Below are 12,011 nucleotides of genomic sequence, written 5' to 3' on the forward strand. Positions count from 1 at the left end.
CATGATGAATCTCGACCTGTCCTTCTACAACTGGGACGTCATCAGCAACTTCGTCGTCAAGGGCTTCTACTTCAGCATCATGCTGACGATAGTCGCCACGATCGGCGGCGTGATCTTCGGCACGATCCTGGCGCTCATGCGCCTGTCGGGCAAGAAGTGGCTCGATGCGCCAGCGGCCATCTACGTCAACGGCATGCGAAGCATCCCGCTGGTGATGGTGATCCTGTGGTTCTTCCTGCTCGTGCCGGCGTCGTTCTATTCGCTGTTCGGTTCGGTCGGCTCCAACTACCGCTCCGAAATCTCGGCCGTGATCACCTTCGTGGCGTTCGAGGCCGCGTACTTCAGCGAGATCATGCGTGCCGGTATCCAGTCGATCCCGCGCGGCCAGGTGAATGCCGGCCAGGCGGTCGGCATGACCTACGGCCAGAACATGCGCCTGATCGTGCTGCCGCAGGCCTTCCGCAACATGCTGCCGGTGCTGCTCACGCAGACCATCATCCTGTTCCAGGATACGTCGCTGGTCTACGCCATCGGTGCCTACGACATGCTCAAGGGCTTCGAGACCGCGGGCAAGAACTTCGGCCGCCCGATCGAGGCCTACCTGCTCGCGGCCGTCGTGTACTTCGTCATGTGCTACGCCCTTTCTTGGCTGGTCAAGCGCCTGCACAAGAAGATCGCCATCATTCGCTGATTGTTTGAGTGGCTGAACCGGAGAGAAAGAAATGTCCGAAAAAATGATTGAAATCAAGAACGTATCCAAGTGGTATGGCCCGGTGCAGGTGCTCAACGATTGTTCGGTGAGCATTTCCAAGGGCGACGTGGTGGTGGTGTGCGGGCCCTCGGGCTCGGGCAAGTCCACCCTCATCAAGACCGTGAATGCGCTGGAGCCCTTCCAGAAGGGCGAGATCACCGTCAACGGCATTCCGCTGCACGACCCCAAGACCAACCTGCCCAAGCTGCGCTCCAAGGTCGGCATGGTGTTCCAGCACTTCGAGCTGTTCCCGCACCTGTCGGTGACCGAGAACCTCACGATCGCGCAGATCAAGGTGCTGGGCCGCACGCCCGATGAAGCCAAGACCCGTGGCCTGAAGATGCTCGACCGCGTGGGCCTGATGGCGCACAAGGACAAGTTCCCGGGCCAGCTGTCGGGCGGCCAGCAGCAGCGCGTGGCCATTGCCCGTGCGCTGTCGATGGACCCGATCGTGATGCTGTTCGACGAACCCACCTCGGCGCTCGACCCCGAGATGGTCGGCGAAGTGCTCGACGTGATGGTGAGCCTGGCCAAGGAAGGCATGACCATGATGGTGGTCACGCACGAAATGGCTTTCGCCCGCAAGGTCGCGAGCCGCGTGATCTTCATCGACGTGGGCGGCAAGATCCTGGAAGACTGCCCGAAGGACGAGTTCTTCAGCCACCCGGAAAACCGCCAGCCGCGCACCAAGGACTTCCTGAACAAGATCCTGCAGCACTGATTCGCTGCTGCCGCGCAAGAAAGTCAAAAAGCCACGCTGTTCTGCAGCGTGGCTTTTTTCATTCTCGACCGGGCAATGCCTTGTCGAAGAAGGCCGGAATCTCGCGGCCCAGCCGCGCCAGGAAGGCCTTTCGATCGAAGCCCGGCGGGTCGTTCCTGATGTCTCCGTCGTCGCTTGGAATGGCGCTGGCTGGGGTGTCCATGAATGCGAAATGCCAGGCGTTGGGAACCCGGTGGAGTTCGGCGCGGGGCATGTTCTGCGCAATCCATTCGGCGTGAAAACGCGGGACGAGGAACCGGTCCAGCTCCGCCTCATAGATCTGCGTCGGGATCCTGATCTCCGCCAGCGAAGACGCCGTGAAGACAACACCCGCCGGCGCCAGCAGCACGACTGCACGCACCCGCGGGTCGCGCAGCGAAGGCAGCACCGATGCTGATGCAGCAGGCGAGCCAGCCGTCGTTGGGGCGTTCCGGCCCACGCCGCAAAAAACCGGATCGGCCTCGCGCTCACTCTCGCAGTGCCTGCGAATGCGCGACAGGTCGACCTGTCCACCCGCCAGTGCCAGCACGGTATAGCCGCCGGCCGAATGCCCCACCGCGCCAATGCGCAAGCCCTGGGCGTCGCTGGCGATGCGATCCTTCCACTGCGGGTCTTGCAGCAAGGCGTCGATCACGCGCGATACCTGCCGCGGCCGTTCGGTGAAGTAGACGCTGCCGCCTTTCTGCAGCAGCGACCCGTCCTGCCAGTTGTCGCCGGGATGGCGAAGGGCCGCGACCATGTAGCCGTCCCGCGCGAGGGCCTCGGCGAGGCTGCTGTGGCCCAGTTCGGTGCCGCCGATACCGTGGCTCAGCACGATCAATCCCTTGAACTTGTCCTCGGGCGGCGCCTGGATGGCCGCCTGTACCGTGAATGGGCCCATGGCCGTCGTGCGCTCGGTCGCCTTCGTCGGGTAGTAGAGCGCGACCACCGTGGGTGCGGCGTCGGGCGTGTCGCCCGGAATGCGCAGCTGCCGCCAGCCGGCCTGGGCGGCCAGGAGCTGGAAGGACAGCAGCAGGCCCGAGGCAAGCAGCAGGGTCTGGCGAAAGAAGAAGGCAGTGCGCATCGCGGATCTCCATCACATGGTTATGGAGTGCGCATGGTTGCCGCGCCGCGGCGCAACTTCCATGCGAATGCGATGAAGTGCGCCAAAGGCGGCGCGAGACGACCGGATGAAGCGCGCGCCGGGACTCCGCTATCCCGCTACCCCGCTATCCCGCCGCCACGATCACATGTGCCTGAATCTTGCCGGCCACCGGGCCCTCTTTGCCATGGCGGCTGGCGATCGCCTCCGTTGCGCGCTCCGTAGCGAGCTGAAGCAGGGTGGCGTCGCGCGTCTCGATTTCATTGCGCAGCGGCGTTCCCTGGCAATAGGCGGTGGCAACGTCGCGTGCCGAGGGGGCGCGGCTCAGCTTCTCGCGCGTCTCGATCCCGATGTTGGTGAACCCTGCGCGGCTCAGATCCTCGCGGATCAGTGCGGTGTCGTGATAGCCGTGCGGCGTGCGGGCGAGAAATCGCGGAGGGTCATGCGGAAACACCGTGGCGACGGCGTTCGTGACGTCGTCGGCAAAGGCGTTCTCTTCGATGCGGTCCCACACGCTGAAGACAAAGCGCCCGCCTGGCCTCAGCACGCGACGCGCCTCGGCGTAGCCGGCAACCCGGTTGGGGAAAAACATCGCGCCGAACTGGCAGCAAACAACGTCGAACGATGCATCTTCGAACGGCAGGGCGAGCGCGTCCGCCTGCCGCCACTCGATACGGCCATCGGGCCCCTGCCGGGTGGCTGCATAGTCGAGCATGGGCTGGTTGAGGTCGGTCACCACGTAGCGCGCGCCGGCGCCGAGTTTTGGCGCAAGCGCCCGCGTAACCACACCGCTGCCGGCCGCCGTTTCAAGCACCGAGCCGGGCGAGGAAGCCGCAACAAGCTCTGCCATGTCGGTGGCGTAGGCCTCGAAGATGAGGGGGACCATCAGCGTGTCGTAGAACTTCGGGATCGAGCCTGCGAACACCTTGTCGCTTTCAGCCATGAGACCTCCTCGGAAGCCCTGAAATGGCGCGTTTGATCACCTATTCCAGAGCGGGCAGGCCTCCCCGACGAGTCCGCCGCCTAGCCGGGCATTGGCGACGGTGCACCATGGTGGCCCCGCATGCCACCGCCGTCAACGTCGTTCTGGGGCGATGCAGCTCAAGGCAGGCGGGAAATACGCTGCGTCAGCAGATCGAAGAACCCCTGCGCATCCCCCTCGGCAATCCAGTTCACGTTGGCGGGCTTCTTCAAACCGCCGTACCAGTCGACCACCGTCTGGCCGAAGCCCAGCCCTTCGCGGCTGTCGACTTCCACGTTCACCTTCCGGCCCCTGAACAGCGAGGGCTGCAGCAGGTAGGCGATCACGGTGGCGTCGTGCACCGGGCCGCCGGGCAGGCCGTAGTACTGCATGTCGTGCTGCACATAGGCATCGAGGATGTCGGCCACCGTCTTGCCTGCCTGGTTGCCGATGCCGCGCAGCCTGGCAATGCGCTCGGGGCTGGTCAGCACCTTGTGCGTCAGGTCGAGCGGCAGCATGGTGATCGGCACGCCGCTCTTGAGCACGATCTCTGCCGCATGCGGATCGGCGAACACGTTGAACTCCGCGGTCGGCGTAATGTTGCCGCCATTGAAATGCGCGCCGCCCATGAGCACCAGCTCGCGCAGGCCGCGCGTGATGTCGGGTGCCTGCGTCAGCGCCAGCGCGAGGTTGGTCTCGGGCCCGAGCATGGCGAGCGTCACGCTTTTCTCGGGCGCCGCGCGCAGCGTGCGGATCAGGTAGTCGACCGCATTGCCATCAGCCAGCGGCTGGCTCGGCTCGTGCACCTTGACGCCGGTGATGCCTTCGCTGCCGTGGATGTCGGCTGCATAGATGGGCGTGCGCAGCAGGGGGCGCGGCGCGCCGGCGTAGACCGGAATGTCGGGCCGCTTCGCCCACTCGCGCGCAAGGCGCGCATTGCGCGAGGTCTTGGCGAGCTGCACGTTGCCGGCCACGGTGGTCAGCGCCTGGATCTTCAGCTGCTCGGGCGAGGCCATGGCAAACAGCAGCGCAATCACGTCGTCGGCGCCGGGGTCGGTGTCGATGATCAGCGTGTGCACGGTGGCGTCGGCTGCATGTGCCTTCGGGGTGATGAAGCTGGTGGTCAAGAAAACGAGTGCTGCGAGAAGAACCGAAAAGATCGCGAAGCGCGATGGCCGTGTTGTTGCGACGGTCGATGCGGTGGACCTGAGATGCATGGTGAAGGAGGCTCCTTGCTGCGCGAAGAAGTGCGCTGTGCAAGTCAGTCTGCCAGAGCATCTCGGGCGCGGGCATCGGATCGCGGGTGCATTGTCGGTGGCGATGCACGGGCTCGCAACGGTGCGCATACCAAGGGGTTAGCGCGTGCGGGCGGCCGAAGTGGAAAGTGCGCAAACACGCCCAGGAAGAGGTCGGCCGCCTGTTGTGAAAACGCCGCTTGCTCAGCGCTGACGATCCAGCAGCCGCAGCGCAAAGAACGCCAGGATCTCGTCCCTTGCAGCAAGCGTCGGTTGCCCCGCCTCATCGATCAGGTGCGCCGTCACCACGCTGTGCGGGCTGGCTACCACCTGCGCGAAGAAGGGCGGCGTGTTCGGGTTGGCTGCGCCGTCGGGCAACACGCGCGCGACAAAGCGCTCGCCCAGTGCTTGAGAGAACGCAGCGAAGCGCTCGGCCTTGCAGAACCTGTCGCCGTCGAAGCGATAGGCCATCACGCTCAGGTCCTCGCGCTCCAGGCGCTGGCGCACGGCCGCGAGTTCGTCGGCCGCCACGTTTGTGCCGGCAGGGTCGTCCAGCGGCAGCGAAGGCTGGCACACCACCGGCGCGAGCATGGCCGGCTCCATCATCATCGAGAGCGCGAAGTTGCCGGTGAAGCACATGCCGATCGCGCCCACGCCCGGGCCGCCGCATTCCTCATGCGCCAGCCGCGCGAGCGCGCGCAGCCATTGCGTCACGGGGCTCGATGCGTTCGATGCAAAGGCGCGGAACTCCGCGCTCACGCAGGCGCGCTTGAACACAGCGGCGCCTTCCTCGGCCTGCGGCACCGCGCCGTCGCGGCCGAACAGCGAGGGCATGTAGACAGTGAAGCCCGCGTCGCGCACCCAGCGTGCAAAGCGCGCCACGTGCGGGCTGATGCCCGGCATCTCGGTCATCACGATCACGGCGGGGCCTTGGCCCATCAGGTAGACCTTCTTCTCGATGCCATCGAGCGTGATCTGGCGCGGAATGAAGTCGTCGAGCGGATCGTCTTCGTTCAGGGAGCGGGTCGATGTCATGTGAGTGCGGCCGTGGACGGCACGGGGAAAGCGGATGAGCTTGTATTGGGCCGCCCGCGTCGCCAGAATGGCAGTGTCAAATTTGACCGTTTCAGGGCTGAATCAGACATGCACGATTTCACCGTCCTGGTGCTGCCGGGCGCCTTCAACTCCAGCGTGGCGGTCACGCTCGACACCCTGGGCGCCGCGCAGGCCGTGGCCGCTCGTGCCGGCGTGGCGCCGCCGCGCTGGAGGCTGTGCTCGGTGCAGGGCGGCCCGGTGCGGTTGCAGGCCGGCATGAGCCTGGAGACCGCGCGCCTGCCCGTTCGAGCGCGTGACGACCGCTCGACGTGGGTGGTGCCGGGGCTCGGGCTCAACACGCCGGGCGAGATCCGGCGGTGCCTCGACAGCGACGACGCGGCCAAGGCCATTGCGGGCCTCGTGCGTCATGCGAAGGCCGGAGGGCAGGTCGCGGCCTCGTGCTCGGCGGTGTTCCTGCTGAATGCCGCGGGCCTGCTTCAGGGGCGGCGCGCGACAACTTCATGGTGGTACGCGGCGCTGCTCAAGCAGATGGCGCCTGGCTGCACCGTCGACGTCGACCGCATGGTGTGTTCCGACGGCCCCGTGGTCACGGCCGGCGCCGCATTCGCGCAGACCGACCTGATGCTGCATCTGCTGCGCGAGCGCTGTGGCAGCGCGCTCACCGACCTTGTCTCGCGCATGCTGCTGATCGATGGGCGTCAGGCGCAGGCACCGTTCATCGTGCCGGAGGTGCTGGCCAACGGCAACGACCTTGTGGCGCGGCTCGCGGCGCGGGTCGAATCGGCATTGCCCGATCCGCCCGCGGTCAGTGCGTTGGCGCGCGAGTTCTGCATGTCGGAGCGCACGCTGTCGCGCCACATCCAGAAGGCCACCGGCAAGAGCACGCAGGCGCTGGTGCAAAGCGTGCGTTTGCGGCGCGCCCGCGCGCTGCTCGAGTCGAGCCGGATGACTGTCGAGCAGGTGGCCGGCGCCGTGGGCTACCAGGACGCCACGGCGTTGCGGCGCCTGATGAAGAAGATGGCGGGCGCGAACCCGAGCCGCTACCGAGGCTGATGCGCCCGCACGGCGCCGTGCCTGCTCCTACTTCTTGCGCGCGGCAATCGCTTGTTCGGCCTTCGCCACCAGGTCGGCACCCACGGTCGGCTTCCACTTGTCGTACACCGGCCGTGTCGCCTTCACGAAGGCATCGCGTTCGGCCGGCGTGAGGCTGGTCACCGTCACGCCCATGCCTGCGATCTCCTTCAGCAGCGGCTTGTCGGCTTCGATCAGGCCTTTGCGTGCGATGACGATTTCTTCCTTGCCCGCATCGATGGCGGCCTGGCGCACGATGGCCTGGTCAGCCGGCGTCCACGAGGCCCAGATTTCCTTGTTGACCACGAACACCAGCGGGTCGGCCACGTAGCCCCAGGCGGTCAAGAATTTCTGGCCCACGTTCTGCATCTTGAGCACGGTGAACAGGAACAGCGGGTTCTCCTGTCCGTCGACCGCGCCGCTCGCGAGTGCGGGTTGTGCGTCGGCCCAGCTCATCTGGGTGGGGTTGGCGCCGAGCGCGGTGAACATGTCGGAGTAGATGGGCGAGCCGACCACGCGGATCTTCATGCCCTTGACGTCGGCCGGCGACTTGATCGCTCGCTTCGAATTGGTGATCTCGCGGTAGCCGTTCTCACCCCAGGCGAGCGGCACCACGCCGGCCTTGTCGAGCGTCTTGAACATTTCCTTGCCGACTTCGCCCTGCGTGAGCGCGTCGATGGCCGCGTAGTCAGGCATCAGGAAGGGCATGGAGAACAGGTTGAGCTGCTTGACCTGTGGCGACCAGTTGATGGTCGAGCCCACGGCCATGTCGATCACGCCCTGGCGCAGCGCGCTGAACTCGCGCGTCTGGTCGCCCTGGATGAGCGACACGCCGGGGTACAGCTTGATGTTGATGCGGCCCTGGGTGCGCTCCTTCACCATGTCGGCCCAGATCTTTCCGGCCTGGCCCCACGGCGTGGGCGGGCCCAGCACCAGCGACATCTTGTATTCGGGCTTGTAGGCGGCCTGCGCCATGGCGCCGGTCGAGAACATGCCCAGGGCGGTTGCTGCGGCGGCGAGGCCGAGAAGGGTGCGGCGGAATTTCATGATGAGGGCTCTCCTTATGGTTCTGAGACGGGACAAAAATCAGTAGCCGAGCTTGCGCGGCAGCCAGAGTGCGAGTTCGGGAAAGATGATGACCAGCACCATCACCACGAACATCGAGAACAGCATCCAGCCCACCCAGCGCACGGTTTCTTCCATGCGCACCTTGGCGATGCGGCACGACACCATCAGGTTGACCGCGAGCGGCGGCGTGAACTGCCCCAGCGCCACCTTCAGCGTGAGGATCACGCCGAACCACACCGGGTCCCACTTGTAGTACTGCACGATGGGCAACAGCAGCGGCACGAAGATCAGGAAGATCGACACGCCGTCGAGGAACATGCCCACGGTGATGAGCAGCAGTATCAGCAGCGCCAGGATGCCGTACTCGCCCAGGCCCGAATTCACGATCGCGCGCGTCACCGGATCGATCACGCCCAGCGTCGACAGCGAATACGCGAAGATGCCCGCCAGCGACACCACCAGCAGGATCACCGCCGAGAGTTCGCCCGACTCGCGCAAGATCACGAACAGGTCGCGCACCTTGATGGTCCGGTGGATGCACATGCCCACGAAGAGGCCGTAGAACACCGCCACCACCGCCGCTTCGGTCGGCGTGAACCAGCCCGCGCGCATGCCGCCGAGGATGAGCACCGGCGCGGCCAGCCCCCAGGTTGCTTCGCGAAAGCTCTTCCAGAACGGCGGGCGCGGCAGCGTGGCTTCGAGCGCACCCATCTTGTGCTTGCGCGCCAGCAGCACGGCCGGAATCATCAGCGCCAGGCCGGCCATCACGCCGGGGATCATGCCGGCCGCGAACAGCGCCGGCACCGAGGCACCGGGCACCAGCACCGAGTACACGATGAAGGCCACCGATGGCGGAATCAGGATGTCGGTGGCCGCTGCAGCGCCCACCACGCTGGCCGAGAAGGCGGCAGGGTAGCCGGCGCGCGACATGGCCGCGATCATCACCGCGCCCACTGCGGCCGCGTTGGCCGGGCCCGAGCCCGAGATACCGCCGAGAAACATCGCCACCGCAATCGCCACCAGCGGCAGCATGCCGGGGCCGCGGCCCACGATGGCGACGGCAAAGTTGACGAGCCGCAGCGCCACGCCCGAGCGGTCGAAGATGGAGCCGACCAGTACGAACATCGGAATGGCCAGCAGCGGGTATTTGCCCAGGCCCGCATAGAAGTTCTGCGGCACGGCGAGCAGGCCGAACCACTGGGCGTCGCTGTTGGCCAGTGCGATGCAGGCGGCGCCCGCCAGGCCCAGCGCGGCGCCAATGGGCACGCCCACCAGCATCATCACGACGAAGGCAACGAAGAGCAGGGTGGCGATCACTTGGCGTCGTCCTTGCTCTCTTTGGTGTCCGAGCCGTAGTTCGTCTTGCGACCGCGCCGGATCATGAGGCCCACCGCGCGCAACGCGATGGCGAACGACACGATCGGCAGCCAGATCGAATACCACCACGCGGGCAGCCCGATGCCGGGCGTCGTCTCTTCGAAGCGGAAGTCGTCCCACACCATGCGGATGCTGAGTGCGCCGATGAGCGTGAACAGAATGGCGATCATCAGTGCGCCGAACTGCGCGAGCCGCTTGCGCCGCGCCATCGAGCCGCTTTCGGAAAAGTACTCGATGCGGATGTGCCGGTCGCGCGCCACCGCGGCCGAGCCGGCCACCAGCGCCAGCATGATCATGAGGAACACCGAGAACTCTTCGGTCCACGCAAAGGACGAGTCGGTGAAGTAGCGAACGATGACGTTGGCAAAGGTAATGAGCGCCAGCGCGCCCATGATGATGACCGTGAGCCAGTCTTCGATGGCAAGGGGAACCTTGGTCGGTTCGTCTGCGGCTTCGATGTCGGGGGGGAGGGGGCTGGCGGCGTCCAGCGTGGGGCCGGACTCGGGTGGAGTTGTCATCGCGGGATGGTCAGTGAGGCACGAACGGCGGGACGCGTTCGGTACACCTCGACAGGGAACAGCCTTCGATGCTAGGTGGTCGATGACCACTCATGTATCGGGGGTTTCCTTAGCTGCGGGGCTTGGGAAAGGCACTTCCGGGGCGTGTGCGCAGGGCGCCGGGTACTCCCCTCCGCGAATGTCCCCCGCCCTTCGGGCTCCTCCTTTATTTCGCTGCGGGGAGCACCCGACGCCCTGCGCACGGTGAGGGCGGCTATGGGGGGCTAACGCTGTGGTGGGTTGCAGATGGGCGTGCGTGGGTTCGAATCCCGCAACCTGCGCCGGATGGTGACGTTCGCAGAGGCTTTATCTGACTCGGAGATTGTGTCGACGCTGTCGACACAATTGAGCTGGAGCCACCTGTTAGCCATCTTGGCGCTCAAGACGACCCAAGGCCCGACGTCAGTTTCCTACGCATATGGAGGATCCAAAATGAGCTGCCTCTATTTATGCAGCGGGAGCTAACTGTCTTGGACGGTGGTGCTGCATCAAGCGCCGAGCGATCTGCCCCAAAGCAGTCGTTAGCGACCGTACCTCGTTGCTACCCCGACCCATGGGACTAGTAGCCAGCAGTTTCGTGGCTGAGGAACTCTCGTTGTCCGTTAATGACCATGGAGCGACTTCGGGTTTGTTCGACGTGGGGCGTGTCTCGCGACTACCAATTTCTCGGTATTGATCAAGCACCGTTTCGAGAGCGAAATTCAAACCGGCGGACCCGTTCACGGTGCATCAGAGGCGCGTGCTCGGTTTCATTCTTCACCATACCCGACCCGAATGTGGTCTTTATGACTATGCATGCAGCAGCGCTTCGTCTGTTTCTTGCCGAATGTACGGCGACCTCTCTCAAGAAGGAAGTTGAGCTAAAGGGTTCGCTGGCGAGTGCTCTGCAAGTTCGCCACAAGATTCGAGATACCGATCTAGGAAAACTGTTTAATCTGGCTGACGAGGCGCCTCCAGACACATACAGGCGGCACTACTACGTCTACACGCTGCAGTTGTTCTCTGGTTCGGCATACAGCACTTTTGATTCGATCGCGAGCGCTCCAGCTGGCACGTTGGCGAACGTCCTGGTCAAGCCTCATTGGGATCCTTTGAAGACGCACAGCCTCGGTTCCATCTACGACCAAGAGCCAATGAACCTGTTCCCGGGTTGGTCGCTTACCAATGCGCGAAACAATCAAATGATGCTCGATCCTCATCTGCTAATGCTTCACTCAGACGGCGGGATATCTACCGATCTCAATGGGAAGGTTTCGTCCAAGGCGACGAGCCGTACTATTGGCATGCAGGTTTCTGGGGCGCTGCGTTCGGAAGACGAGCAAGTGACTGAAGATCGCTTGAAGGGAGGAACACTACCGGGTCTTCAGCAAACTTATTCCCCGTATAGCAATAAGCTGAAAAAGAGCGAACCTCAGATGCTGAAGACATTGGGAAAGCTGAGCGGTGATGAAAGCAGGGCGTATGACAACACCAAAGCGATCAAAAAGTTTGTGAAGATCTTGGAGGAGATGAGAAAAACGACAATTGCGGGCGACGCACACTACAACCTCTTGTCGGGTAGCTTGCTGAACCAAAAGCTGACCAGCTCAGCCTTGTTGAGTGCGCAGAAATACTGGACTCATCACCGTAGTACTACTGAGAGGGAGATCGACGCATTGATCAAGGGGCTGCGCACAAAGGGCGCGCAAGAGCATGCAATGACGTTGCGCCATCACACGCCTCGCTGATTCGATCAGAAAGGCGCTGTCCATCTCGGTGAGGACGGTTCTATTCGGAAGTGTCGACTAACAGATAGGGGTGTTCTCGCGACTTTGGTTATCAAAGTCGGGATGTGCGACTGAACCAGCCACCGATACCGGGGCGTTCTCATGCCTGTGGTTATCGTCGGTTTGGCCGCCTGCTTCAGACTGAGGCTGTGTGGAAACAGCTGCATTGATGGGGCGCGCAAGATCCGTTGGGCCGGCGGACTCAGTTCCTACCGGAATTCTCGGCCGTCTCTACAAGACGCGAGTCGGCTCCTACGACTTCATCTCTGCAATCAGGGTACTTGCGCCGAGGATCTTGATTGCTCGCTTGAGGTTGTAGGCCAGAACC

At 64.1% G+C, this 12,011-nt stretch carries 12 protein-coding genes; 5 read left to right on the forward strand and 7 right to left on the reverse strand.

The annotated features are described in order from the left end of the window. Nucleotide 1: 1 nt before the first annotated feature. Nucleotides 2-691, forward strand: a complete 690-nt coding sequence (locus BLV60_RS21525) for an amino acid ABC transporter permease (RefSeq protein WP_093057309.1) — start codon at nt 2-4, stop codon at nt 689-691. 43 nt (nt 692-734) lie between these two features. Further along, a complete protein-coding gene (locus BLV60_RS21530) occupies nt 735-1,472 on the forward strand; it encodes an amino acid ABC transporter ATP-binding protein (protein WP_093057334.1) in 738 nt (245 codons plus the stop codon). Nucleotides 1,473-1,530: 58 nt separating this feature from the next. Here BLV60_RS21530 and BLV60_RS21535 read toward each other — a convergent pair whose 3' ends face one another. From BLV60_RS21535 to BLV60_RS21550, 4 genes are all read right to left on the reverse strand, one after another. Beyond that, on the reverse strand, nt 1,531-2,574 hold the full coding sequence (locus BLV60_RS21535) for an alpha/beta hydrolase family protein (protein WP_093057310.1): 1,044 nt from the start codon (nt 2,572-2,574) through the stop codon (nt 1,531-1,533). Between the two features lie 145 nt (nt 2,575-2,719). Beyond that, nucleotides 2,720-3,535, reverse strand: a complete 816-nt coding sequence (locus BLV60_RS21540; protein ID WP_093057311.1) for a class I SAM-dependent methyltransferase — start codon at nt 3,533-3,535, stop codon at nt 2,720-2,722. A 158-nt stretch (nt 3,536-3,693) separates the two neighbouring features. After that, entirely contained in the window at nt 3,694-4,680 is a 987-nt protein-coding gene (locus BLV60_RS21545) for a nucleoside hydrolase (protein ID WP_371127393.1), read from the reverse strand. Between the two features lie 312 nt (nt 4,681-4,992). Then, a complete protein-coding gene (locus BLV60_RS21550) occupies nt 4,993-5,823 on the reverse strand; it encodes a dienelactone hydrolase family protein (RefSeq protein ID WP_093057312.1) in 831 nt (276 codons plus the stop codon). Nucleotides 5,824-5,931: 108 nt separating this feature from the next. On the opposite strand from BLV60_RS21550, the gene BLV60_RS21555 reads away from it, so the two are divergent. Continuing rightward, nucleotides 5,932-6,897 (forward strand): GlxA family transcriptional regulator, encoded by a 966-nt coding sequence (locus BLV60_RS21555; protein ID WP_093057313.1) that lies wholly within the window; start codon nt 5,932-5,934, stop codon nt 6,895-6,897. A gap of 27 nt (nt 6,898-6,924) precedes the next feature. On the opposite strand, the gene BLV60_RS21560 is transcribed toward BLV60_RS21555, so the two are convergent. From BLV60_RS21560 to BLV60_RS21570, 3 genes are read right to left on the reverse strand one after another with little or no spacing between them, the layout of a single operon-like run. After that, on the reverse strand, nt 6,925-7,962 hold the full coding sequence (locus BLV60_RS21560) for a DctP family TRAP transporter solute-binding subunit (RefSeq protein ID WP_093057314.1): 1,038 nt from the start codon (nt 7,960-7,962) through the stop codon (nt 6,925-6,927). A gap of 39 nt (nt 7,963-8,001) precedes the next feature. Further along, complete coding sequence (locus BLV60_RS21565) at nt 8,002-9,300, reverse strand: TRAP transporter large permease (RefSeq protein ID WP_093057315.1); 1,299 nt, start codon at nt 9,298-9,300, stop codon at nt 8,002-8,004. Continuing rightward, complete coding sequence (locus tag BLV60_RS21570; protein ID WP_093057316.1) at nt 9,297-9,878, reverse strand: TRAP transporter small permease; 582 nt, start codon at nt 9,876-9,878, stop codon at nt 9,297-9,299. The genes BLV60_RS21565 and BLV60_RS21570 overlap by 4 nt, the downstream gene beginning before the upstream one ends. Before the next feature lie 285 nt (nt 9,879-10,163). Between BLV60_RS21570 and BLV60_RS21575 the strand changes: the two genes are divergently transcribed. Further along, on the forward strand, nt 10,164-10,382 hold the full coding sequence (locus BLV60_RS21575) for a DUF1016 N-terminal domain-containing protein (RefSeq protein ID WP_093057317.1): 219 nt from the start codon (nt 10,164-10,166) through the stop codon (nt 10,380-10,382). Between the two features lie 179 nt (nt 10,383-10,561). Further along, on the forward strand, nt 10,562-11,644 hold the full coding sequence (locus BLV60_RS21580) for a hypothetical protein (RefSeq protein WP_143042623.1): 1,083 nt from the start codon (nt 10,562-10,564) through the stop codon (nt 11,642-11,644). The last annotated feature ends 367 nt before the right edge of the window (nt 11,645-12,011 follow it).

Source organism: Variovorax sp. YR634, from assembly GCF_900106655.1.
Taxonomy (GTDB): Bacteria; Pseudomonadota; Gammaproteobacteria; order Burkholderiales; family Burkholderiaceae_C; genus Variovorax.

Coding starts and splice junctions, on each gene's coding strand:
- BLV60_RS21575 (WP_093057317.1), top strand. CDS start 10,164: ATGGGCGTGCGTGGGTTCGAATCCCGCAACCTGCGCCGGATGGTGACG.
- BLV60_RS21525 (WP_093057309.1), top strand. CDS start 2: ATGATGAATCTCGACCTGTCCTTCTACAACTGGGACGTCATCAGCAAC.
- BLV60_RS21570 (WP_093057316.1), bottom strand. CDS start 9,878: ATGACAACTCCACCCGAGTCCGGCCCCACGCTGGACGCCGCCAGCCCC.
- BLV60_RS21530 (WP_093057334.1), top strand. CDS start 735: ATGATTGAAATCAAGAACGTATCCAAGTGGTATGGCCCGGTGCAGGTG.
- BLV60_RS21550 (WP_093057312.1), bottom strand. CDS start 5,823: ATGACATCGACCCGCTCCCTGAACGAAGACGATCCGCTCGACGACTTC.
- BLV60_RS21540 (WP_093057311.1), bottom strand. CDS start 3,535: ATGGCTGAAAGCGACAAGGTGTTCGCAGGCTCGATCCCGAAGTTCTAC.
- BLV60_RS21555 (WP_093057313.1), top strand. CDS start 5,932: ATGCACGATTTCACCGTCCTGGTGCTGCCGGGCGCCTTCAACTCCAGC.
- BLV60_RS21560 (WP_093057314.1), bottom strand. CDS start 7,962: ATGAAATTCCGCCGCACCCTTCTCGGCCTCGCCGCCGCAGCAACCGCC.
- BLV60_RS21535 (WP_093057310.1), bottom strand. CDS start 2,574: ATGCGCACTGCCTTCTTCTTTCGCCAGACCCTGCTGCTTGCCTCGGGC.